Consider the following 25,253-nt stretch of genomic DNA (forward strand, 5'->3'; position numbering starts at 1 on the left):
TTGCAGCGAAAAGGAAGGGGGAGAAAAACTTCTATAATAAGTGCATTAGTGGTTGTGAGAGTAGAGGCACAGTACCAGGGAAACCGTGATAATAAGCGGTGGAGGGATAGCCTCAAGCCGATACTAAGAGATTATGTTCTTAGTCGGGGGAGCGCCGTGTGATGGGAAACTATCATGCACGGTGCGGGGCAGGGGAAAAACCCGAGGCGGCAGTGCCAGAGGTTTACCTATTGCCATTTGCATTACCGGATGATTATTGCAGTTTACTTAGTACCATGAGGTCACGAGAAATTTCATCGATCATTATTATACAGAACCTTGCGCAGATTAAAGCATTGTTTGAAAAGACATGGGAGGTCATCCCGGGGAACTGTGACACTTTGGTCTACCTTGGCGGGAATGAACAGAGTACACACGATTATATTTCTAAGATGCTCGGGAAGGCTACGGTAGATAAGCGGAGTTCTGGTGAAACAAGAGGAAAAAATGGCAGCAGCAGCCGGAACTTTGATGTGCTGGGAAGGGAACTACTGACACCGGATGAGGCCAGAAAGCTGGATAATAAAAAGTGCCTGATCTTTATCCGGGGATTTGACCCGATTGTAGATTCAAAATACAATACCCCGGCGCATCCTCTTTTCAAGGAGACGTTTGATGGAGGCGCACCACCATATCATCATACACCAATCCGTGAGAAAAGTACAGTGCCAGCCTGCGAATTGCTGAACCGGCAGTCTTTTGAATATTATGAACGCCAGAGGGACCAGGGGCTGAATGTTCAGATAGATGAAATAACACTGGACGAATTGCTGTCATTGCAGGAACCTGATATGCCGGCAAAGATATTTTCAGAAGATGAACTGAAAAAGAACCGCAAAATAACTGAAATCGAGAATATAGAAAAGCAGGATTTGGGACAGATTACAGAAGAGCAGTTTAATGAAATGCTAATAAATAATGATTATACATTAGAGCAGTTAGAAGAAATACGTCTTGGATTGGTAGGAGGTCTTTCCTACCAGGATATATTGACTTACTTTAAATCAGATAAAAGTGCCGGACAAATGCGTGAAATACGCGAACAACTGACCGGCCATCAAGAATCTTAATTTTCCCTATATTTCTTATGCCTAAGATGGCAGATATATGGGAATCTGTTGCAAAAAATAGAGGGCGCACGCAGCAGGTTCTTTTATACCTGCTATTTTTGCGCCCTTTTTTAAAGAAAAGGAGATTTTAAGTGAAGAATTTGACTGAAAAAAAGAAAAAAGCAAAAAAAATGATTAACAGAATCAGCAGTATAACCGCTGGGGCAGCCATGGCAACCATGTTATATACAACAAATGTATATGCGTCTGGCGCGGAAGTGGTGACGGCACCTTTGAATAATCTGAAGAATCTCGTAATTGCCATCATAGGTGCCGTTGGCGTGATTATCCTTGCAAAAAACGTAATGGAGTTTGCCCAGTCTTACCAGCAGCAGGATTCGAGTTCCATGAATTCTGCGATAAAGGGCATCGTTGCCGGCTTGATTATGGCGGGGATTAGTACAGTCCTCACGTTCCTGGGTATCAGTTGATTGTGCTGTTTTAATGAAAACGTGGAGGGAACACTATGCTGGAGTTAAGGCGCGTAGTTTTTTTTGTTGATATAGGAGACAATTTACTTGAAAAGGCAAAAGCCAGTCAGGAATGTAGAGAAGAGTGTAAAAATTTATTCATAAGCCTGGGATTCCAGGTGGATACCGATTACAGAGAAAAAAACCCAAATTTCTATACTCAATTAGGATATCATGCAAACGAGTTTTATGTTGCAAAGGGAGAGGAACATTTGCGGATAAGGGATTTGGAGATATCGGGTAATATATATCCTGACTCACTGGCTGATATAGCGAAAAAATTGCGGAACGGTAAAACCTTTCACTATAAAGGGGCCATTGATTTGCAAGCAGCCTATATTCTTACTGAACTTGAAGCGAAAGATTATTATGAGAAAAACCTGGAAGCATACGAGGAAAAGGTAATCGAAGCCATGAAATTAAATCACGAAAAGTGTGAAAAAACATGGTTATACAATCCTATGGCTGAATTTAAGGAGGATATTCTTATCTGTGTTGGTTATGATGCCATTAGTTTTTTTCATTTGAAAACGGCTGAAGTTATCAATGATATGTTGGATAAAGGATTAATTAAATCGGACAATTCACTGCTCGCACCGGGGTATGCACTTCCGGAGTTTTACACGGAGACGGGTAAATATAAGCTGCCGCATCTAAGGAGGTAGTGATGCAAACAAATTTCAAGGCTTTTGTTCTTTCAAAAGAATTATTTTAAATGATACTCTAGTAATCATAATATCCAAATACGGAAATGAGGTGATGGTAAATGGATATTTTTAATTTGGGCGAGGCAATCCTTTCGCTTCTTGAGGTCGTGTTCGGCTTTTGGAACGGGCAGGTGAACATGGTGTTTGAACTGCTGGGGCAGTCCCCGACTTCTTTCAAAGGAGGCGGCCCATGGGGAGTTATAACCGGGATTGAACCGATTTTCGTTGCTGTTGGTTCAAGCCTGGTTGTTTTATTTTTTGTGATTGGTTTTTGTTCGGAAAGTGTAGATGTGCGGGAAGAGATGCGGTTTGAAGTGATTCTCCGTATGTTGATCAGGATTGGAATCGCGCAGTGGCTGGTGGTATACAACGTCGATATTATGAAAGCCATATTTACAAGTGTTGGGAATCTTGTCGGACTGATTGGAGGGAGTGAAGCCACACAGGTTACGATAGACCCGGCGCAGGCAGATATTATCAAGAATCTGGGATTTGTGGAAAGCCTTGTATTTTTAATCCTGGCGGTATTTTTAAGCCTGATTATTTTGATCTGCGGATTTTTCCTTATTTATAATGTTTATTTCCGATTTTTAAAAATACTTGTAATCGTACCGTTTGGCAGTATCGCTTATGCAACGGTTGCAGGAAATCGGGGAGTGAGTGCCACAAGCGTACAGTTTACGAAGTATTTCATAAGCGTAGTTTTTGAGGCGGTGACTATGGCTTTGGCGATTATTCTTTGCAATACGTTTATCAGTTCAGGATTACCACAATTTACAGGAGACTATGCAGATTGGACAAAGACTTTGATCTATCTGGGAGAAATGACATTCACGGTTGCCCTGACTGTGGGAAGTGTAAAGGGCGCCCAGAGCCTGACAAGCAAGGCCCTGGGGCTGTAAGTAAAGGAGGCTTTGGGTGTGGAAACAGCGGCGCAGGATAAAAGCATACAAATGACGCTATTTGAGTATTTCGCAGACGTGGAGCAATTTTCCCTGAAAGATGCAAAGGAATGTGTATACCAGTATGCGGAAAAGGATGTAAAGGAACCCAGCATCCGGGCGCGTATCTACGAAGGGATTAATAAAGGTCTTTTTAAACGGGTTGCCAAAGGCGTCTATACGGTTACGAAGAAAAATGCAGAGAATGAGGATATTACCTGCATGCTCATACAGGGAAATGGACGTGATCTGAGTTTCCTTGAGGATAACAGCATTGACGCAATTATCACTGACCACCCATATCTGCTGAAAAAAAGTTTAAAAGGGGGAAACCGGGACTTTGCCTCCTATGATTTGTTCCAGTACACACAGCAGGATTTGGACGAAAAATTCCGTGTTCTAAAGAAGGGGCACTTCCTCGTGGAGTTTCTGCCGGAGGAAAACGGTGATAATTACGAATATCTTTACCAGGTGAAGGCCATGGCGAAGGAAAGCGGCTTTGAATATTACGCGAAGGTGGCATGGCGGAAGGGTACAATCGTTGCCAATACGGGGCGGAAGGCAAAAAATACTGAGGATATCCTGCTCTTTTCAAAAGGACGTGCGCGTGATATGCGACCGGACGCAAAGAAGGACAAGGCAGAACCGGAGATGAAACACTATATGTCCGGAGCGAAAGGGATGCTTCCTACGGCTTTTGACATTCAGCCAATCTCAAAAGCTGATAGGGTTCATCAATCGGAGAAGCCGGTGGAACTGCTAAAACAGATACTGGAATTTGTTACAGATAAAAAAGAACTGGTATTGGACCAATATGCTGGTTCCTTTGCCCTTGCGGAAGCTGCCCTTGAATCAGAACGGGATTCCATCTCAATTGAGATTAGTCAGGAATATTTTGAAGAGGGGAAAAAGAGGATTGAAAATGTAAAGAAAGGTAAGGTGAGATAAATGGATATCGAAATCAGCAGGGATTTACAGCACTATAAGGAGAGCTTCCTGATGGGGCTGACCGTGAAGCAATTTACATTCAGCGTCCTATCCCTGGGGGCGGGAGCGGGAATTGTACTCGGTTTATACGATAAAATCGGCATGACATTAGCGTGCTATCTGGCAACGCCTGTTGTGGTGCCGATTGCACTCACAGGATTTTATAATCACAATGGGCTTAGTTTCTGGCAGACGGTGGGGAGAATGGTCCAGATGTCTTTTTTCAATAAGCCCTGTTTATACCAGTCCACGGAAAATGTGGATTGGATAAAGGACGCCTATGGAGAAGAGCAGAAAATTGCTACACAGCAGCAGAAAAAAGAAAAAAAAGGACTGTCTGACGGACAGGAGGATTTTAACATGGTAAAGAAAAAAGCAAAGCGCATGATCCTACTGACAGTGGGGGCTTTAGTTGTGGCAGTGGCAGGGATACTTGCCTTTAGGCTCATGAAATAAAAGATATGAAATAATCCCACATATGTGGGAAGTAGTTTAGCGACCAGCAGGTTACGGGATTCGCTAAACTACTTCCCGTAGCCTGCCTTGGATTAAAGGAGGTTTACGGAAGTGGGAATTTTTACAGATCGTTTCATACAGTTAAAAAAAGCGGACAAACCATTGTTTGCAGCCCCGAAGAGTGTTCAGCAGCAGATTGAGATTCTGAGGATTGCAAAGGATGGTATTTTTGAGAATACAAAGAACCGGTACAGCAGGGTATACCGTTTTGCTGACATAAATTATGTCACGGTGTCGGAGGGAGACCAGTATGAAATCTTAAAGCAGTATTGCAAGCTGGTTAATGCGATTGATGTTGCTTTTAAGATTACAATATACAACAAAAACAGGAACATGAGCCAGTTCAGGCAGAATGTCCTGATACCAGATAAAGATGATGGCTATGACCATCTTCGGGACGTTTACAATGATATCGTAGAGGAACGGATTGTAGCGGGAAAACAGGGGATTGAACAGGAACGCTTTCTTACGGTTACTGTGGAACGGAAAGATTATGAACAGGCAAAAGCATTTTTTAATACCTTTGAAGGAGGGATGCAGCAAGAATTCCATGCGATAGGCTCAAAGTTGGAGCCGCTTGACGCGGCGGAACGGCTCCGGGTTCTGTATAATTTTTATCGCATTGGTGACGAAGAAACATTTTCTTTTGATTTTGATGCGTATGTAAAAAGTAAAACAGATTACAAAAATGATATCTGCGGTTCCATGATTAAGTATTCCCCGAATGACTTTGAAACAGACCGGAAAATCTGCAGGGCTGTATTCATCAGAAGGTATCCGACAAGCCTGCCGGACACTTTCATTAATGAAATTACCAATGTTCCTGTACACAGTATCACCTCTATAGATATTGTGCCTGTGCCAAAGGACCTGACAACAAGAACATTGCAGAAAAAATATCTGGGTGTGGAGTCAGATATTTTACGCCAGCAGCGTGTCCGTAATAAAAACAATGACTTTGCAAGTGACATCAGTTATGGAAAGAAAGTGGAAAAGAAAACCCTGGAAGCGTTGATGGACGATGTACGGGAGAATGACCAGAACCTGTTCTTTGCAGGTGTAAATATGGTACTGATTGCGGATACCAGGGAAGAACTTAACAGTATTACAGAGACAATCCAGACGATAGGAAACAAATATCTCTGTAATATGGAGGTACATCATCTCCAACAGCGAGAGGCATTAAATACTGCTCTGCCCGTAGGGGTGCGACAAGTCGAAACCATGCGCACCATGCTTACACGGGATATCGCGGCTTTAATGCCTTTTAATGTGCAGGAGATTTATGAACCCACGGGCTTATGTTATGGAACGAACAGGATTTCTAAAAACCTGTGCGTGGCAGACCGGAAAAAACTGACCAATGGAAACGCTATGGTATTTGGCGTACCCGGCAGTGGAAAATCCTTTTTCTGTAAGTCCGAGATGTTGGGGGTATATTTGCAGACAGGTGATGATATCATCGTCATCGATCCGACACTGGAGTATTTTGATATTGCCCAGAACTTAGGGGGTGTATGCATCAACCTGTCAAATTACACCCAGAATTATATAAATCCGCTCTGGCTTGATGTGAATGAATTGGACCTTGCCGACAGTAAAGGACTGATCCGAGATAAGGGCGAATTTATGCTTGGTCTGTGTGAGCAGGCGATGTCGGAAATGCTAAACAGCCGGCATAAATCCATCATTGACCGTTGTATCCGTAAGCTGTATCTGGATATTGCCATGAGCAAGGAAAAATATGTGCCGGTTATGTCGGATTTTTATGACCTGCTGATGAAGCAGCCAGAGGAGGAAGCCAGGGATATTGCCTTGGGGCTTGAGCTGTTTGTAAGCGGTTCCTTGAATATTTTCAACCATCAAACCAATTTAGACGTAGACAACCGGTTCATTGTTTATGGAATCCGTGATCTTGGAAAAGAGCTGAGTGCGATTGCGATGCTGGTCATGCTGGAAAATGTCCGGGCACGGATTGCCAGAAATGCAGAAAAAGGAAGAGCTACATGGCTATACATAGATGAGTGCCATGTGTTGCTGGGAACCGGGGAACATTCTGGACGCAGTGAATATTCGGGAAAATTTCTCTATTCCCTGTGGAAAAAAGTAAGGAAACAAGGCGGCTTGTGTACCGCCATCACCCAGAATATTTCTGATATGCTCCAGAATTACACAGCCGTAACCATGCTGGCGAACTCTGAATTTATTGCTTTGTTAAAACAGGCAAATGTGGACAGCCAGGAGCTTTCACGGGTAGCGGGGATTCCGGAAGCACAGTTGAAATACGTGAACGGCTGTAATTCCGGTATGGGAATCCTGAAACACGGTGAAGTCATTATTCCTTTTGATGCCAGGGTAAAGAAGAATAATATCATATATGATTTGTTCAATACAAATCTTCATGAAAAAAACAAACAGGGAATAAAGACGGATGACCAGTATTCATAATTATGAGAGGTAAGGAAATGGAAGAAGAGAAAAAAACATTGGGTTATGATTGGGAATTTGGGCATGAGGAGCTGATGCTTGAAGTTGATGCCTATCGTTATGACAACAGACTGTATATCGGTCTTACCCATATGGAGGAGGGATATGAGGAATCTTTTGCTGATCTGACCATCAATCTGGCTCATATGCCTGTCGAAAGAAATGAGGCATACATTGACGCCTTTGCCAGTAAAAGCAAACTGGACTTTATTAAAAAGCACAAACTTGGAAAGGTGCTTCCGGAAATGGGTTATTCGGGCATGGAAAGTTATTATAAGGTGGCGTTTGACCTTAAACGCCTGGAGGAATTTGACAGGGCAGGAGTAGAGAGATACTGCTCCATCAATGGAATGGCAAAACCAGAGCAGACAAAGGCAAATAAAAAACCACCAAAGACGAGGTAGAAAGATTGGAGGAACATCGTTGAATAGAGATATCTTTGTGTTAGTAGTAAAGCATCTGCTGGAACTGCAAACAGACGGGGAACTTAGGACCTGGGTGAAATGGGCGGAGGACTGTGTTGCCATGGGGCAGTATGCTGGTTTTAGGGAACTGCCGCAAAATAAAGCGGTAGAGAAGTGGTTGGATTCCTATTATCATGTTTTTTCTGCTATTCAGTCTGAGTTTAGCAAGGAAACGGCGATTAAGGTCCTGAATTTATCACAAGAGAAATTGTGCTTGTATCCATATGAGATGCGGGCAGCGGCACGGGTCCTTAAGGCTGGAGGGACAGGAAAGGATATTTTACAGATGATTGTCGAAGGAACATTGGAAGATCCAGAACCCGTTGTGCCAGAACATTGCGAGAAGGGAAAGATAGAAGAAGCGGATACATGGTCCTGCAATACAGAAACATTGGACTGTATCCTGCGGAGTGTGCGGACCTGGCAGGAGAATCCGGAAATCCCTCTTTTGTATAAGCGTGGGGATTCACTGGCAGAACAGCTTTTCAACGCCTGTTTGGAGCTGTTACAGTATGAATTTGAGATAACATCAATTCCAAAATCCGATTATGATTTGATATCCGAACATGCTTTTTTCCTCGTAAACTCTTACCAGGTCCTTGAACCGGAAGATATTGACCTGGATGCAATCTTTGAGTGTTTTAACGATGCAAAAATAAATGAACGTATGATTGAAGCAGAGAATCGGGATAAAAAGGAAAAGGTAAGCAGTATTTCAGGAAAATCAGAAAAAAAGAGATAACAGGAGGCAGCTATGATGGAGGTATCGTTGAATGTTCCCTTGGGGGAACAGCCGCATTTAAAAGAAATGTTTGCCATGATGGAGGAAAACCGCATGGACGCGCAGGCGCAGAACCTGGAGGATTTTTTACAGTATTTTAACCAGATGGAAAAGTATTTTGAGGATATGCAGGACGAACTGCTGTATCTGCGCGGGCAGTTAGACGAATTAAATGATAAAACCCTGAAAGCTAAAATAGACAATTTTGTGAAGGCGTCCGGAGATAGAGTGCACGCAGCGAAAGTATGGCTGGGAGCTTTAAGAAATGAGGTATCGGAAGGCATTAAACAGGCAGTGGGGCATGTAAAGAGGCATGTAAAGTATTATGGAGAACAGGCACTATACACGTTTATTGATAAATCAAAAGCAGGCAGGGCGCTGTCGGTAATTCATGAGCATCTGGAACAATCTGCCAAAAACCTGGAAGATGGAGCACGGACCATGGGGGATATTGGGATGGAACTTAGCGCAGCGAAGGGACACCGGAAAAATGCTAAAAATCTTCTTATGGGGAAAGATGCAGCGGATGTTTTTGAGTATGACTACGATAAGGGTATTGTGGCAAAGATCAGGCAAGCCATAGAATTTTGTGGGAAAATTGTGAAAAGTATGGCGGGGCACACAGAAAATATGCAGAAATCATTGGACGGTTTTACGCAGAGGGCTTTGGATAACAGAGCCGGACGGGATAGTAAAGTTCCTGACAGTATGGAAGAAAAGATGAAATTGGCTGGACATGGGAAAGGAAGATAAACATCATGCCTGAAATGAAAGTAAACGGGGTACAAAAGTTATTCCCTCCAATAGAGTGTAGGGTTTTGAAGACAGGAAACAGAAGCAGATGGATATCTGTTAATCTGGATGATTTGAAACATGATCGTTTTGAGGAAGTCAAAGCCAGTGTAGTTGCAACGGTTGAACTTGCAGACCCGGATTTTGACAGATTGTGTTACCGCGGCCTTAATTCGCACGACTATCCCTTCGTAAGCCAGGTATATGGTAGGAAACGAAAAATACTGAAGAATGAGGCTGGAAGGGATGAATTTGAAGTGATACGCATAGAAAATGAAAAGATGGACTGGCTGTACATGGCAGTCAGACAGTATGGCAGTATTCCACTTTTCTCTAAGCAGCTTCTTAATATGGAAACTTTACGGGATTGGGAACAAAAGTTTGATGCTATGGAGAAATTTGTGAGTGACAACAAAATAGGGTACTTAGAGGATAAACTTTACTTTGATCCGGATATACCACCCAGTAGAGCAGATTTAATATTGTCGGCCGTGCGCGATGGGCGCGATTGGGGAGATTCCTTCGAGGGCAGTTTGAGTCTGTATTCTGCTGTGTCTCGCCATATTCACTCTTCCATAGATGAAGCGGCAGAAAAGTATCTGGACAAAATATACGGTAGCACACAGATACAAACACATAAGGAGGCAAAAAGATAGATGGATAGCCAGGATAACAATAATGTGGAAATACTGACACAGAGCGAACTTACTATGCGTATAAACTGTATTGAAGATGGTGAGTTACTGGTGATAGATAGGAGGGGTGCGGATGAAGGCAAATGGGCTGAAAATGGTAAGTATTCGTCTGGTTGATGATCCACCCATATACAGTGAGGATAAAATCCAAAATCCGAATGATGCAGTCCAACTCTTATTAAAGGAATTCGATTCTGTTGACAGGGAATTATTTTTCGTCCTTAACCTGAAGACCAATGGGCAGGTGATCAACGTAAATATAGCCAGCATGGGGACACTAAATAGCTGCATACTCTCCCCGAGGGAAATCTTTAAAGCCAGTATCCTTTCCAATGCGGCCAGTGTTATATTAATGCATAATCACCCATCAGGGGACTGCACACCTTCCAAACAGGACGTTTTAATGACTAAAAGGCTTGTGGCTTGTGGAGAACTGATTGGTATCACTGTGTTAGACCACGTTATATTAGGAAAGGAAACCTATTTAAGTATGAAGGAGGCGAATATGATGCCCGATGGGAAGAAAATATATAATGAAATAGCTGCAGAAAACGGAGTAGAGTATGGAAAGAAGCCGATTCCCACAATATCATTTTACGTGGCGGAATGTATGGAGTTTCCCTCGTTGGGGAAAGTGTATCAGTGCAGGAGCCTGGAACAAGCTGTGAAACGATACAGGAATCTCCCGGAAGAAATGGCGTGCATGGGGAATGGGATTGGATTCACAATCAAGGACGATGATTCTATCTATTCCGGTGAGTTTGATCTGGTGTCAGCAAACCGGCTGGATGTGGATATTATCAACTCTATCCCATATTATCGTGACAGCCCATTGGTACAGAAAGCAATTGAGGATATCAAACGACTGATGCCGGAAGTGAAGATTATTGAACCGGTACAGCACGGGGTACAAAATCCAAAGGAGCGAAAGCAGGCCAGATAACAGGCTTTCATATATGCATTGAATAAAAGCAAAAAATACGGTACAATATCCATATAAAAGATAAGACAGGAGGGAATCGGCGTGGATAAGAATAAGGAAATGTTTGACAGGCTGGTAAAGGGCCTGCGTGATATTTACGGTGATAAATTGGTAAGTATTTTACTATATGGTTCATTTGCCCGTAAAACCAATACAAAGGAATCGGATATTGATATAGCAGTTCTACTGAACGGAAAAGAAACAAAAGAGATGCATGACCGTATGGTGGACCTGGCGGTGGATATGGATTTGGAATATGATCAGGTCTTTTCCATTCTGTATATTGACTATAAAAACTTTTTGGAGTGGGAGGATACTTTACCATTCTATAAGAACGTGAAGGAAGAAGGGGTGGTACTGTGGGCAGCTTAGAGACATTAGCAAAGTACCGTTACCAGCGTGCGTTAGAGGATTTAGCTGCGGCAAAAGAAATGTTGTCAGGCGGTATGTATAAACCATCGCTGAACCGTTCCTACTATTCTATTTTTCATGCCATGCGTGCCATTACAGCACTGGAAGGATTTGATTCCAGTAAACATAGCGGCGTGATTGCGTATTTTAACCAAAATTTCGTGAAAACTGGGATTTTTGCGAAGGAGACTTCTAAAATAATCAAAAATGCCTCTATCATGCGTGAACAATCGGATTACTCGGATTTTTTCATTGCCTCAAGGCAAGACGCAGAGGAGCAGATTGAAAAGGCAAAGGAGTTTATCGGTGAGATTGAAAGATATTTAAAGGATAAAAATGTTCTATAGGAGATAAAATACAGGCGCACCAGTACGTTGTGGCTGTCTGGAAAACGGTCTGTGGATAAATAAAAATTGAAGAATGTATTACAAGAAAAAGTGGTTGCTTCTAGTGGCCACTTTTTTTATTGGAAAAACGGCTGCGAAAATTTGCAGCCGTTTTTTGCAGAAAGGTGGGTTGAGAATATGAGATTTGGATTCAGTATTGGATTTCAATTGTATGAGTGGGAGGTTGAAATCGAAATACCGAGAGAATACCGATTCCGTTCCGAAAGGGAAGCGCGGACAGCCTGCAGGGAAATGAATGTGGAGGCTATTGTGTTTCCAAATCAGATCGCCGTCCTGTTTGAACGGGATTATATGATGCTGGAAGACAGGGAGTTATACAATTTTCGGAAACTCAAGGATGAAGTATATGAGAAGTGTGGAACTTTACTTACTCCGGAGGAAGTTAGTGAACTGATTGAGAAAGGAACTTTAGAAGAAGTAGTCCTTTTCAGTGATAAGTATATGCCTGACGGAACGGAATACATGGAACTGGATGTGTCGGCAGAGGAAGCATACAAAATGTTGAAAGAAAAGTATGATCCACATTATCAGCTTCCTTTTGGTTTCTGCAGTCCTGCAATAAAGGGTGTAAAAGGATTCCACTTTGAAAGCCTCTATTATCAGGTGAAAAAGATATGAGCAATAGCTGAAGGGAGGAATACGAATCATTGACAACCGATTTAAAAGTAAAAAAGAAGCACAGATAAAGCTGAAGGCAGACGCAGAAGTAAAATTACAAACGCATAATTACCTGGGAACTGAAAAAAGTTCTGCATCGGGACTTCTTGGAAAAAAGATTGTTTCCGGGGGTATAGATGAAAAAGCCTCATTATCGGATAAAAAGATCCACATGAAGTCCACGGAGATTCATCCTGTATCAGAGCCGAAGGAACAAGAAGATAAGAAAAGTGCGGTTCTTGCAGCGAATTCTGTATCAGGGTTTAGAAAGCAGCCAGGAAAGAAAGAGAGTTCCCTGGATTATAAAAATACAGACAGGAAACCCAGACAAGAGAAAAAGAAGTCAGGTCAGGAATCACGCCAGGAATCAAGGGAAGAAACTTATCCCAGATATTTGGCTGGAAGTGAGAAGAACGCAGATTTTGAAGATGATGGAGTGCGGAAGAGTAAGGAGAAACCAAAAGAGAACTTTGTCCGGGAAAAGCAGAAGCAAAAAGCCAGCAAAGATCCTAAGTTTCACTTAGACAATGTTTCCGGGCCGGATATTAAACGGAAAGATTATGATTTTGGATTTAAAGATACCGTGACCCTCACACGAACGGAGCGAGGGTCTGAAGCAGTGGACCAGAAGTCTGAGGACAGATTTCAAAGTCAACAAATGCCGGGAGAGGACCGGGATACATTAAAGACCAGAAAAAAAGATGAGAAGATATCCTCAAAGAATGAAGTAAGACGAGGAAGGGTAAAAAAGGAACAGGAAAATACCCGGATGAAAAAAGCTATCCGGAGGCGCATGTATGCTTTCATGGTGAACAAGCTAAGCGGTGAGGAACAAAAGGACAGTTTTGCAAAAGCCGCAAAAGATATCGCCGTCATGAGGGCTGGATTGGTTGTCAAACAGCTTGTTTTGTATCTTCTGGGGCTGTTGGGGCCGTTATTGGGAGGGCTGGTTACGATTGCCTTGCCCTTTGTCCTGATTATTGTAATCCTGTATAACACCCCTTTGGCTCTCTTTCTACCACCATTACAGGAAGGGGATACGGTACAAAGCGTATTATCGGAGTATTACCGGGAATTTAACGAGGAAGTAAGGGCGGCGGAAGAAGACAGTGATGAGGATGTAACCTACAAAAATATGCAGAGTGGCGTGGCTCGTAGCAATTTTACCGATGTGATGATGGTATATATGGTGCGTTATGGAACCGGGCAGGGAAATTTCTCAACCGTCATGAGTGATAAGAATAAAAAGCACTTAAAGGAGATTTTTGATGAAATGAACCACTTTGCATCTGAGACAGTGACAGATACGATCCGGGCCGGTGAAAGCCTTGGAATCATGACATTCAGTGGTTATTGCAACTGTTCTATCTGCTGTGGCCAATGGTCGGGAGGTCCTACGGCAAGCGGCGTCATGCCGAAAGCAGACCACACCCTGGCCGTTGATGCTTATAATCCCACGCTTCCTATGGGGACACATATCATAGCAGGCGGAAAGGAATATGTGGTGGAGGATACCGGAGATTTTGACCGTTATGGTGTAGACTTTGATATGTATTTTGGAGACCATGGGACAGCCCAGAATTTTGGACATCAGGATATGGAGGTATTTTTGGCTGATTCCAATGGCAGCAACACGGTGGAAGTAACACACACCTCATTATATGTGTACAACCTTACCTATGAAGATTATATTGAACTTGGCAAACTGACACCCAGTCAGGAGAAGTTGCTGCGTGAGGTCATGAGTGACGAATTCCTGCACAGTATGCCTGCAAGCGGCATTGGCGAGCAGGTGGCACTTGCGGCGTTAGATAAGGTTGGCTGCCAGTATAGCCAGGATTTGCGGTATGAGGAAGGATATTATGACTGCAGTTCTCTGGTACAGAGGTTATATGCAGAATTTGGTATAAACCTTCCATCCGTTGCATCAACACAGGGACAGTATATTGTAGACAATGGTCTACAGGTTAGTGAAAATGAACTACGGCCAGGAGATTTGATCTTCCATTCCCGTGATACAAATGCGGGGGAATTTATGTCTATTGGGCATGTGGCGATTTATGTAGGAAATGGGATGCAGGTGGACGCACGAGGGACAGCATATGGCGTGGTTTACCGGCCATTGGTTCCGTCTAACATCGGTTTGTATGGAAGGCCATGTCGGTAGCATCAGCATACAAATTTGCTTTGAAGTTCTAATCGTAATGTAATTTAAAGGTAATGAAACTGAGGAGGGATAAACATGCTGTAAATGAAAAGAAGAAATCAATAAGAAATGAAGAAAAAATTGAGGGCAGTCGGCAAGACTGCCTTTTTGAAAGGAGAATGCCAATGTCTGACTATATGGAGGACAATTTTTATTATCTTGAAAAGGTCAGGATGAAAGGGGAATACCATGTAATACTGTATAAAGCCTGGATGGGGCTGTGGGAGGCACGGGAGGCGTTTCTGGACGGTCTGCAGGAAGGTATGATAAACAGGCAGCTAGTCTTGGGAGTAGAAAAGGATGGAGAGAAAATCCCATTTTTCCAGTGTGATGATGGTAAATTCTATATACCAGAAATAAAATCCAGAGATATGCTAGGGAAGCCTGCAGATACATTACTGGAAGAATTGAGTGGGCGTTTTGGGATAGAAGAATGTGGGGAGAAGCAAGTTGTTTATATAAGCGATACCAAAGAACAGGATTATGATATCCGCATAACCGAAACATTAAGTAAAATAGTGACGGTCAGGGCACAGAGCATGGAATCATCCTTATCAGAGGCACATGACAATTATTCGGACGCAAAAAGTGGTTATGTATTGGATTACAGCGACCTGCGGGGTGTAACCTTGTCAATGGTGGGTATCCATCGGGAAAAGCCGCGGAATATGGGTGGGAGATGAGTAGGGAAACATTAAAAGAAAGACTGGAAGACTCTTTTTGCCGCTGGGACAAGGAACTATTAAGTGGAGGCAGTGATCCTTATTATACTGACGGGCAAAATATGAACCTGTTAAGAAACCATATCATTAGCGCGAAGTATGATATGAAGGAGGCAGGGGAATTTCCAGAAATTTACCACCGAAAGACACCGGAGAAGCTGCCGGAACATTTTATGGTACAGGCGGAAAAGATTTATTGGGCAGCCGTTGGTATCTTCCGTCAATGTAGGGACGATGTGGACTATCAGTATTTATGCGGACTGGAACTAAGTCCTAAAATGGATAATGGGCTTGAAATCAGAAATGCATTAAGAAATGTAAGGGAATTGGAGGATGCAATCAGGAACCAGGATTTTGTCATTATGAGAAGGCACCGTGAGATACCTGATTTTAAAAAATACAGACAGATTATTGAAAGCAGCCCAGAGAAAATAGAACCCAAAATGGAACAGATGAGTTTATTTACTATGGCAGACCGGGAAAGAAGGTGAACCTATGGATCAGCACACCATGAAGGTATCAGATTTGTATGATATTGCAATTTTTGATATCTCGCGTGACGGTGAACAGTGGAGAAAATATCTGGAGTTTTCTGCCAGGGGGAATTTATATCGTTTTGACTTTTTGAATACATGTATCATTTACGAACAATACCCGGAGGCAGAAATCCTCCTGGGATTTTCAGACTGGAAGAAAGCAAAGCGTTATGTCAGGGGCGGTGAGATTGGAATCGCAACATTTCCCATTGAGATGCTGGGAGGTGCGCAGTATGTCTATGATATCAAAAGCACCGGCGGAAGGGTTATGCCTTGGATATGGGAAATCAATGAAGAAAATGCTCCTGCTTTTGCAAAGAGGCTATTTCCAGAACAATATCAGGAAGAAAATAATTTCAGGATAGCAATAAAAAACTTTACGAGAACATATGTACGTGCTATAATGGAAGAGGAAAACGACAGGATTCATGAAATAGCAGTTCTTACCAGCAAGGATGAATTGGACGATAAACAAATGTCACCAGTTGAAGAATTCATCCTGCAGAGCACCGCATACTTGGTATTAAGGCGATGCGGGATTGATACTTTTGATACAGGACTGTCTGCAATAACAAACTACCAGGAAGAGGTGATACTATCCAAAATAGGTATCCTCATATCGGATATTGCAGAGAGGACGTTGCGGAGATTTGCAGAGATTGCGAAAGAGATCCGGGAAGATGAAAGGAGAAATCAAGATGGTAGAACTGAATTACAGGAAAGAAAAGGACGGGCTGCTGTACCCGATGCTGGAGACAGGGAGCCAACAGGCGGAAGGGCTGGAGACGCTGGGCAGATACGCGAAGCTGGCACAGGAATACCTGCTGGAGAAGGAGGAAAGCCGGTACAGCCTGTTGCTGCGGACGGGCAAACTGCCGGAGCTGCTGAAACAGATAGAGGCGGAAGCGTGGGAGCTGCACGACCAGATCGTGGAGGACTACGTGAGGATAAAAGCGGTGGAGAGGAACATCAATCCGGCGGATACGATGGAGATGACCAGACTTCGAAACGAAGCAGCGATGATAGCTCAGGAAACCGTGATGCAGGAAGTAATCTGCAAGCCGAGGTAATAGATACTGATATAGAGGAAGGAACTGCTGTTGCGGTTCCTTCTTTTTCTGTTGAACCAGTGCCTGTAGAAGTGACAGATGAATTATGCAGAGAAGTGGTATTAGCAGGCGCACTGGAACCTATCCTAAAGAAAAAGATCTATGATTTCTTTGAGTTAAATGAAGGGATAGAGGAGCGTGTTGAATTTCTTTATCAGATTTACGAAGGTGGAGACACCATTATTACTGGTGAGGGACTTGAATTTGAATATGAGACAGATAATACGGGAATCCAGTTATACTGGCATGAGCAGAGGCAGTATCTAAGTGGGTATCTTCCATTTAAGATAGTGGCAGAAGAAATCCTATTATTAATCGAAAGCGGGGAATACTATCAGCCAATAAAAAAGGACGTGGAAATACCGGAATCATTGGCCGAAACAGTAGAAAATTTCCTGGAAACGGCAGATGGCAGGATAGTATTTGACATGATTTATGATGTAATGACCATAAACTTACTGCCCCAGCAGGAAACCGAATTTATACGGCAGAGTTTCCTTTCCCTGCTTGGTTCAGATGTGGATTGGATATTTACCTCAACACTGACCTTCCATGCTGGAGAGATTTCTTGTTCTTTTGACGGTAATAAGGTGCAGACCTATCCGTGGCGTGTGATCCGGGACATTCTGGCCCGGATAATCGAATTAGATCAATATCCTGAATCCAGCCAGGATTTCTCTGTAGAGGAAATTAAAAGAATTCCCTGGTTTCAAAATCTGGCGTCCCAATACCAGGGGTTATTAGAACAGGCCGGCGAGACACCGGCAGTAACAATACCATATTTAAGTGCGGATACCGTAATTGAGAAAGATGACAAAAGAACAGAGGATACAGGAGAAGAAATACAGGAGACCCAGGCTGATGGAAGAAGTGAACGGTTAAAGGCAGTATTTGAAGAGGCTGCAAATGCATATGCCCTTCATTCCATGGCATTGATTCCCTCCAAACCATTGATTCAAAGGTTCTTTGAACAGGCAGGGGAAAAGGAAAAACAGGAATTTCTTTCAAAAATTTTGAAAGTTCAGTCTAAGCAGGACTATGGAAAGTCTGCGCTAAATACAAGCTGGGGATTGATCCATTACACGTATGGTGAAAGTGGAGTCGTTGAATTCCGCCTTGTGAATGGAGAAAATGAAGGACATGGGGCTTTTACCATGCAGGAAGTATCGCGTGCAATCCAGGCAGCCATTGATGTGGGAGAGTACCTGCCACCGGGGGAATATGAAGCGGCACGCAAAGAAGAATTTGCCCTATGTCCGGAAGAAACCTTCCTATTATATAAGGAAATGAGTAACCGAAACCAAAACGTCATTCAGGTTTCGGATTTTTTTTACCCTGATGGATGGGAATTCCCTTCCGGTGACAAGACAAAGTATAAGAGTAATGTCGCAGCAATCCGTCTGTTAAAGGAACTGGAACAGTCCTCCCGCCCGGCTACACCAGAGGAACAGGATATCCTCGCCAAATACATAGGATGGGGAGGTCTTGCTAATGTATTCAATCCTAAGAGTCCAAACTGGACAAACGAGTATCAGGAACTGCAGACGCTGTTGACAGAGGAAGAATATGAGCAGGCCAGGGGAAGTATTAATTCCGCATTTTACACGCCGCCCGTTGTCGCTAAGTCAATCTATAAAGCATTGGAGCAGTTTGGGTTCACAAATGGTTCCATCTTGGAACCCAGTATGGGCGTCGGGAACTTTTATAGTGTCCTGCCGGAAGATATGCGGGATTCCCGTCTTTATGGAGTGGAATTGGACAGTATCAGTGGAAGGATTGCAAAACAGCTTCACCCTCATGCCGCAATTGAAGTCAAAGGATTTGAAAAGACAAAGTTTGAAAAGGACAGCTTTGATGTCATCGTGGGAAATGTTCCTTTCGGCGCGTACAAAATTTTTGATCCTGAATATAAAAAGTATGGTTTCCGTATTCACGATTATTTTTTGGCAAAATCCATGGACCTGCTTCGCCCTGGAGGAATCATTGCGGTTGTCACAACAAAATTCACCATGGATAAAGCCAATTCCACGATACGAAAATACTTGGCGGAGCGTGCAGACTTTATCGGCGCGGTACGTCTGCCAGGGATTGCCTTCAAAAAGGACGCGGGAGCAGAAGTGACATCTGACATTATCTTCCTTCAAAAGAAGGGAAGTGTACTGTCCACAAATAAATCAGAGGAATGGATGAACATCACCTATACCGATGATGGGGTGCCGGTCAATGAGTATTATATGAACCATCCGGAAATGATGCTGGGAAAGATGGCTTTTGACAGGCATACCTATGGTCAAAACTCTAATTATACAGAACTGATCGTAGAAGATGAGGAAAATTTTAATCTTGAAGAAGATTTGAATCATGCTATTTCTTTTCTATCAGCCGATTATTGTCCGGTAGAGGAAAAAACGCTGCTCCCTGATGTAAACAGCAAGGAAGAACTTCCCAATACCATGCCGGCCCTCTTAGATGTGGCAAATAACACATATACAGTCATAGAGGGAGAAATCTATTACCGGGATAATGATATCATGGTGAGATGGTCGGGAAACGAGACGCAACGGAATCGTATCCTTGGAATGCATGCTATCCGGCAGTCGGTCAGATACCTGATTGATATTCAGACACATGGGTGCAGTACAGATCAACTTGTTGAGGCACAGGAAAAGCTAAATAAGATTTATGATCCTTATGTAAAGAAGTATGGATATCTGTCCAGCCGTGCCAACAAGTTAGCATTCCGGGAGGACAATGACTACTATCTGTTATGCAGCCTGGAAACGGAAGATGAAAACAAGAATATAAAGAAGGCGGATATCTTTTATAAACAGACTATTGCGCCAGTTTCCATAGTTAAGAAGGTGGATACAGCCATGGACGCGTTGAAAGTCAGCCTGGCGGAATATGGGAAGGTACATATCCCCTATATGCTGAGTGTCTATCCGGTAGAACGGGAACGGCTCCTGCAGGAATTAAAAGGGCAGGTATTCTTAAACCCAGTCAAAGCGGCTGATGGGAATCCTAATCAGGGATGGGAAACGGCAAGTGAGTATTTGAGCGGTCCGGTTCGGAATAAACTAAAGGCTGCAGAAGTGTATGCAAAAGATAATCCCGTCTATTTGGCAAATGTAGAAGCCCTGAAAGCGGTGCAGCCGGAAGATTTGACGGCAACGGAAATCGGCGTAAAGTTGGGAACCTCTTGGATTGATCAGGAAGATTATGAGGCATTTATCTATGAGACGCTGAATACGCCGGATCAGTACAGAGACGGGACTTATGCAATCAAGGTACAGTTAAACCGATATACTATGTCTTACAAGGTTACTAATAAATCCAGCGACTATTCTTCTGTGGCGGCAAGCCAGACATATGGAACAAAAAGGATTGATGCATATTCCATCATAGAGGCGTTACTGAACCAGAATGTAATTACCGTCAAAGATAAGATTGAAGTTGGGGACAGTGAACGGTATGTAGTAAATCAGAAAGAAACAACTCTGGCAAGGGAAAAGGCAACCCTCATAAAAGATGCTTTTAAGGAGTGGATATGGAAAGATCCGCAGCGTAGAAAAAAATATGTGGATTTTTACAATCAGAACTTCAATGATAACCGTCTGCGGGTTTATGACGGTTCTTATTTATCGTTCCCCGGTATGAATCCGGAAATAAATATGCGGGACCATCAACGGAATGTTGTAGACCGGGCACTGCATGGAAGCACTTTGCTGGCCCATGCGGTTGGGGCTGGAAAAACCTATGAAATTGCGGCTATCTGTATGGAGTTGAAACGGCTGAAGCTGATGCATAAAGCAATGATTGTCGTACCGAATCATCTTGTGGGGCAGATGGCGGCAGAATTCCTGCACTTATATCCCAGTGCCAATCTACTTGTGACATCGAAAGAAGATTTTAAAAGTGAAAATAGAAGAAAGCTGACATGTAGGATTGCTGCAAATAATTATGATGCCGTGATTTTGGGACACTCTCAATTTGAGAGGATTCCCCTGTCTGCGGAAAGGCGTGCGAAAATTCTTGAAAATCAGGTGGAACGAATTTCGGGGGCCATTGCGGAGATGAAGGAGGAGCAGGGGGCTAAATGGGGGATAAAAGATATGGAGCGTCAACGGAAAAATCTGGAATCCCAAATTTTAAGTCTGAGAAATGATGCAAAAAAGGATGATGTTCTGGATTTTGAACAGTTAGGGATAGATGCATTGTTTGTAGATGAAGCGCATGTGTTTAAAAACCTGTCTATCTTTTCAAAAATCCGTAATGTGGCAGGTATTTCCACCAATGGTTCCCAGCGGGCTATGGATATGTTCCAAAAGATCCAGTATATCCAGGAACTGACCGGAGGAAGAAATGTTATCCTTGCAACCGGGACGCCTATCTCCAATACCATGTGTGAAATGTATGTCATGCAGTTGTATCTGCAGTCACAGAAACTACATGAGAAGGGGATTGACCATTTTGACAGTTGGGCGGCCAATTTTGGCGAAGTTACCACTTCGCTTGAAATGTCACCAGAGGGCGGATACCGAATGCGGAGCCGGTTCAATAAATTCTGTAATCTGCCGGAGCTTATGAATATGTTCCGGGAGGTGGCTGATATCCAATTGCCTTCAATGCTGAACCTGAATGTACCTAAGTTAAAAGGTGGGAAATACAAAATTGTGGAGAGCGTGGCGTCTGAGAGTGTTGAGTACATGATGCAGGAACTGGCTAAACGCGCGGAAGCAATACGAGCAGGGAATGTAGATCCAACGGTCGATAACATGCTCAAGATCACCAACGAAGCAAGGTTGCTCGGCACCGATCCCCGGCTGATTGACCCAGATGCGGAAGTAGATGGTGACGGCAAACTCTTTCAGGCGGCAGAGAATATTTATCAGGAATACATTGGTTCCCAGGAGTTTAAGGGGACACAAGCTGTCTTTTGCGATATTGGCACGCCCACAGGAAACAAGAAATTTAATGTATATGACTTTCTGAAACAGGAGCTGATCAGGAAAGGAATACCAGAAGATGAAATTGCATTTATTCATGATGCCCATAGTGATAAGCAGAAAGAGGAATTATTTGCAGACATGAGGAGCGGCAGGAAACGAATCCTCCTGGGAAGCACGTCCATGATGGGAACAGGAACCAATATCCAAAAACGCCTTGTCGCGGCTCATCACATTGATTGCCCGTGGAAACCTTCGGATGTAGGACGGATTTTGCGGACATTCAAAATAAAAAAGAATGTGGAGGTAACAGACAATGGCAAAATCATTATTTGAGGAACTGGGCGGCAAATACGAAAGGCAAGGGGATTATTTGATACCGTGCTTAACTGTACCCGCCGAAGAAGAACAGGCAATAGGCATCTGGGGGCAACGGCATTTAGATTATCTAAAACAGTACCGTAAAGTTACATACACCAATCTTCTTACAAGCGGCAGGCTAAACGCCTACCTTGCCGACATCAACAGACAGGCACAGGAACGCTTTGAAAGGCTCATAGAGGGTATGAAACAGGCACAGGGCATAACGGAACAGCTAAAGGCAGAAAACGCCTTAGAATGGACAGGATGCCTCAATAACATAAGGGCTTGTGCGAGGGAGATTGTGGAAAAGGAAATTATTTTTGCATAAACAGATGATTAGTGGCAGGGGGAAATCCTGCCGCTTTTTCTGCTTTAGTTTGTCAGCTTGACAAATAAAGGGTTAAGGAATATAATTAGATTCAGTATTATACAAGGAGTTAATAAATATGCGGCAAGGTATTCTTAAATAAACTGTCAATTTGATAGTGGGAACAAAAAGTAGCAGTCTCGTTTCACTTTTAATATGGGGCTTAGTTTTTTGTACCCAGTTTAAGAATACTTTTATCATGTAATTTTATATGCCCGAAAACATATAAGTGTTTTGGGGCTATTGGAGTTATTTACCCAGTGATAGGAGTATTTATCACTGGGTATTTTTATGCCCTTTTTTGGGTGTTGATAGGAGGAAAATCACATGAAAATAATTAACTTAGGCATTCTGGCTCACGTTGACGCAGGAAAGACAACATTAACGGAAAGTTTATTGTATACCAGTGGTGCAATTGCAGAACTAGGGAGCGTAGATGAAGGCACAACAAGGACAGATACAATGAATTTGGAGCGTCAAAGGGGAATCACTATCCAGACAGCAGTGACATCTTTTCAGTGGGAGGATGTAAAAGTCAACATTATAGATACGCCAGGCCATATGGATTTTTTGGCGGAAGTATACCGTTCTTTATCCGTATTAGACGGAGCAGTATTATTAGTTTCTGCAAAGGATGGCATACAGGCACAGACCCGTATACTGTTTCATGCACTACAGACAATGAAGATTCCGACAATTTTTTTCATCAATAAAATTGACCAAGAGGGGATTGATTTGCCAATGGTATATCGAGAAATGAAAGCAAAGCTTTCTTCGGAAATTATAGTGAAGCAAAAGGTTGGGCAGCATCCCCATATAAATGTAACGGACAATGACGATATGGAACAGTGGGATGCGGTAATTATGGGAAACGATGAACTATTAGAGAAATATATGTCAGGGAAACCGTTTAAAATGTCAGAACTGGAACAGGAAGAAAACAGGAGATTCCAAAACGGAACGTTATTTCCCGTTTATCACGGAAGCGCTAAAAACAATCTGGGGATTCGGCAGCTTATAGAAGTGATTGCCAGTAAATTTTATTCATCAACGCCTGAAGGTCAATCTGAACTATGCGGGCAGGTTTTTAAGATTGAATATTCAGAGAAAAGGCGGCGTTTTGTTTATGTGCGTATATATAGCGGAACATTGCATTTGAGGGATGTTATTAGAATATCTGAAAAAGAGAAAATAAAAATCACAGAGATGTGTGTTCCGACAAACGGTGAATTATATTCATCCGATACAGCCTGCTCTGGTGATATTGTAATTTTACCAAATGATGTTTTGCAGCTAAACAGTATTTTGGGGAACGGAATACTGTTGCCGCAGAGAAAATTTATTGAAAATCCTCTCCCTATGCTCCAAACAACGATTGCAGTAAAGAAATCTGAACAGCGGGAAATATTGCTTGGGGCACTTACAGAAATTTCAGATGGCGACCCTCTTTTAAAATATTATGTGGATACTACAACGCATGAGATTATACTTTCTTTTTTGGGGAAAGTGCAGATGGAAGTCATTTGTGCCATCCTTGAGGAAAAATATCATGTGGAGGCAGAAATAAAAGAGCCTACTGTTATATATATGGAAAGACCGCTTAGAAAAGCAGAATATACCATCCACATAGAAGTCCCGCCAAATCCTTTCTGGGCTTCTGTCGGGTTGTCCATAGAGCCGCTCCCTATTGGAAGCGGAGTGCAGTATGAAAGCAGAGTTTCACTTGGATATTTAAATCAATCGTTCCAAAATGCGGTTATGGAGGGGGTTCTTTATGGCTGCGAGCAGGGGCTGTATGGATGGAAAGTGACAGACTGTAAAATCTGTTTTGAATATGGATTGTATTATAGTCCTGTAAGTACCCCCGCAGACTTTCGGCTGCTTTCCCCTATCGTATTGGAGCAGGCTTTAAAAAAAGCAGGGACAGAACTATTAGAGCCATATCTCCACTTTGAAATTTATGCACCGCAGGAATATCTCTCACGGGCGTATCATGATGCTCCAAGGTATTGTGCAGATATTGTAAGTACTCAGATAAAGAATGACGAGGTCATTCTGAAAGGAGAAATCCCTGCTAGATGTATTCAAGAATACAGGAACGATTTAACTTATTTCACAAATGGGCAGGGAGTCTGCTTGACAGAGTTAAAAGGATACCAGCCAGCTATTGGTAAATTTATTTGCCAACCCCGCCGCCCGAATAGCCGTATAGATAAGGTTCGGCATATGTTCCACAAGTTAGCTTAACAGCTTGCAAAAGTCATATAAAATGAGATTTGAAAGGATTAGAGACTAATTATGATGAAATGCGAATGGATATTGTGTCCTGTTTGTGGGAACAAAACCCGTAATAAAATTAGGAAGGACACTGTTTTGGAGAATTATCCCCTTTATTGTCCAAAATGCAGACAAGAAAGATTGATTAAAGTTGACAACTTGAAGATAACTGTCATCAAAGAGCCAGACGCTTAAGACGCAGAGCCGATGAAATTGTGGAACAATTCACGAATCATCGGCTCTTTTTGTTTCGTATTTGAAAGAACAAACTCACCAAATAAA

23 protein-coding genes and 1 pseudogene are annotated in these 25,253 nt (G+C 42.9%); all 24 read left to right on the top strand.

Translation table 11 applies throughout. The annotated features are described in order from the left end of the window. Window positions 1-239 precede the first annotated feature (239 nt). Window positions 240-660, top strand: a pseudogene (locus MCJ35_RS32490) (type IV secretory system conjugative DNA transfer family protein); the annotation flags it as partial. Between the two features lie 619 nt (window positions 661-1,279). Then, the gene (locus tag MCJ35_RS01435) at window positions 1,280-1,579 is read left to right on the top strand and encodes a hypothetical protein (protein WP_025531137.1); all 300 of its coding nucleotides are present in this window, start codon (window positions 1,280-1,282) and stop codon (window positions 1,577-1,579) included. Window positions 1,580-1,614: 35 nt separating this feature from the next. Next, complete coding sequence (locus tag MCJ35_RS01440; RefSeq protein ID WP_006567793.1) at window positions 1,615-2,283, top strand: hypothetical protein; 669 nt, start codon at window positions 1,615-1,617, stop codon at window positions 2,281-2,283. A 101-nt stretch (window positions 2,284-2,384) separates the two neighbouring features. After that, window positions 2,385-3,227, top strand: a complete 843-nt coding sequence (locus tag MCJ35_RS01445) for a hypothetical protein (protein ID WP_006567792.1) — start codon at window positions 2,385-2,387, stop codon at window positions 3,225-3,227. A gap of 18 nt (window positions 3,228-3,245) precedes the next feature. Then, complete coding sequence (locus MCJ35_RS01450) at window positions 3,246-4,214, top strand: DNA-methyltransferase (RefSeq protein ID WP_006567791.1); 969 nt, start codon at window positions 3,246-3,248, stop codon at window positions 4,212-4,214. Continuing rightward, the gene (locus MCJ35_RS01455; protein ID WP_006567790.1) at window positions 4,215-4,709 is read left to right on the top strand and encodes a PrgI family protein; all 495 of its coding nucleotides are present in this window, start codon (window positions 4,215-4,217) and stop codon (window positions 4,707-4,709) included. A gap of 111 nt (window positions 4,710-4,820) precedes the next feature. After that, on the top strand, window positions 4,821-7,217 hold the full coding sequence (locus MCJ35_RS01460) for a VirB4-like conjugal transfer ATPase, CD1110 family (RefSeq protein WP_006567789.1): 2,397 nt from the start codon (window positions 4,821-4,823) through the stop codon (window positions 7,215-7,217). A gap of 17 nt (window positions 7,218-7,234) precedes the next feature. Then, window positions 7,235-7,660: a DUF4313 domain-containing protein gene (locus tag MCJ35_RS01465; RefSeq protein WP_024739152.1), complete on the top strand. Its 426-nt coding sequence runs from the start codon at window positions 7,235-7,237 to the stop codon at window positions 7,658-7,660. A 121-nt stretch (window positions 7,661-7,781) separates the two neighbouring features. Then, a complete protein-coding gene (locus tag MCJ35_RS01470) occupies window positions 7,782-8,462 on the top strand; it encodes a hypothetical protein (RefSeq protein ID WP_240299330.1) in 681 nt (226 codons plus the stop codon). A gap of 12 nt (window positions 8,463-8,474) precedes the next feature. After that, on the top strand, window positions 8,475-9,254 hold the full coding sequence (locus MCJ35_RS01475; RefSeq protein ID WP_006567786.1) for a DUF6674 family protein: 780 nt from the start codon (window positions 8,475-8,477) through the stop codon (window positions 9,252-9,254). 5 nt (window positions 9,255-9,259) lie between these two features. Then, a complete protein-coding gene (locus MCJ35_RS01480; RefSeq protein ID WP_006567785.1) occupies window positions 9,260-9,949 on the top strand; it encodes a hypothetical protein in 690 nt (229 codons plus the stop codon). Continuing rightward, window positions 9,950-10,105, top strand: coding sequence for a hypothetical protein (locus MCJ35_RS01485; protein WP_006567784.1), 156 nt, complete (start codon window positions 9,950-9,952; stop codon window positions 10,103-10,105). Further along, window positions 10,062-10,931 carry a JAB domain-containing protein gene (locus MCJ35_RS01490; protein WP_024739150.1) on the top strand — a complete coding sequence of 290 codons (870 nt, stop codon included), beginning with the start codon at window positions 10,062-10,064 and terminating at the stop codon, window positions 10,929-10,931. Before MCJ35_RS01485 ends, MCJ35_RS01490 begins: the two co-directional genes overlap by 44 nt. Window positions 10,932-11,012: 81 nt before the next feature. Continuing rightward, on the top strand, window positions 11,013-11,342 hold the full coding sequence (locus MCJ35_RS01495; RefSeq protein WP_006567782.1) for a nucleotidyltransferase domain-containing protein: 330 nt from the start codon (window positions 11,013-11,015) through the stop codon (window positions 11,340-11,342). Continuing rightward, window positions 11,330-11,728 carry a HEPN domain-containing protein gene (locus tag MCJ35_RS01500; RefSeq protein ID WP_006567781.1) on the top strand — a complete coding sequence of 133 codons (399 nt, stop codon included), beginning with the start codon at window positions 11,330-11,332 and terminating at the stop codon, window positions 11,726-11,728. The genes MCJ35_RS01495 and MCJ35_RS01500 overlap by 13 nt, the downstream gene beginning before the upstream one ends. A 177-nt stretch (window positions 11,729-11,905) precedes the next feature. Continuing rightward, window positions 11,906-12,406 carry a hypothetical protein gene (locus tag MCJ35_RS01505; RefSeq protein ID WP_233458274.1) on the top strand — a complete coding sequence of 167 codons (501 nt, stop codon included), beginning with the start codon at window positions 11,906-11,908 and terminating at the stop codon, window positions 12,404-12,406. 808 nt (window positions 12,407-13,214) lie between these two features. Next, window positions 13,215-14,612 (top strand): C40 family peptidase, encoded by a 1,398-nt coding sequence (locus MCJ35_RS01510; RefSeq protein WP_235985677.1) that lies wholly within the window; start codon window positions 13,215-13,217, stop codon window positions 14,610-14,612. A gap of 164 nt (window positions 14,613-14,776) precedes the next feature. Continuing rightward, the gene (locus MCJ35_RS01515) at window positions 14,777-15,334 is read left to right on the top strand and encodes a DpnD/PcfM family protein (protein WP_233458273.1); all 558 of its coding nucleotides are present in this window, start codon (window positions 14,777-14,779) and stop codon (window positions 15,332-15,334) included. Window positions 15,335-15,435: 101 nt separating this feature from the next. Beyond that, window positions 15,436-15,864, top strand: a complete 429-nt coding sequence (locus MCJ35_RS01520) for a peptidase M14 (RefSeq protein WP_235957562.1) — start codon at window positions 15,436-15,438, stop codon at window positions 15,862-15,864. A 791-nt stretch (window positions 15,865-16,655) separates the two neighbouring features. Further along, window positions 16,656-16,979: a TnpV protein gene (locus MCJ35_RS31765; protein ID WP_353626790.1), complete on the top strand. Its 324-nt coding sequence runs from the start codon at window positions 16,656-16,658 to the stop codon at window positions 16,977-16,979. A gap of 1,763 nt (window positions 16,980-18,742) precedes the next feature. After that, window positions 18,743-22,300, top strand: coding sequence for a DEAD/DEAH box helicase family protein (locus MCJ35_RS32495; RefSeq protein WP_412107877.1), 3,558 nt, complete (start codon window positions 18,743-18,745; stop codon window positions 22,298-22,300). Then, the gene (locus MCJ35_RS01530) at window positions 22,281-22,655 is read left to right on the top strand and encodes a TnpV protein (RefSeq protein WP_001129922.1); all 375 of its coding nucleotides are present in this window, start codon (window positions 22,281-22,283) and stop codon (window positions 22,653-22,655) included. The genes MCJ35_RS32495 and MCJ35_RS01530 overlap by 20 nt, the downstream gene beginning before the upstream one ends. Before the next feature lie 366 nt (window positions 22,656-23,021). Beyond that, the gene (gene tet(O), locus MCJ35_RS01535; RefSeq protein WP_002596250.1) at window positions 23,022-24,941 is read left to right on the top strand and encodes a tetracycline resistance ribosomal protection protein Tet(O); all 1,920 of its coding nucleotides are present in this window, start codon (window positions 23,022-23,024) and stop codon (window positions 24,939-24,941) included. Between the two features lie 54 nt (window positions 24,942-24,995). After that, on the top strand, window positions 24,996-25,166 hold the full coding sequence (locus MCJ35_RS01540; RefSeq protein WP_224783670.1) for a cysteine-rich KTR domain-containing protein: 171 nt from the start codon (window positions 24,996-24,998) through the stop codon (window positions 25,164-25,166). Window positions 25,167-25,253 lie beyond the last annotated feature (87 nt).

It is taken from the genome of Enterocloster sp. OA13 (assembly GCF_022440595.1).
Taxonomy (GTDB): domain Bacteria; phylum Bacillota; class Clostridia; order Lachnospirales; family Lachnospiraceae; genus Enterocloster; species Enterocloster hominis.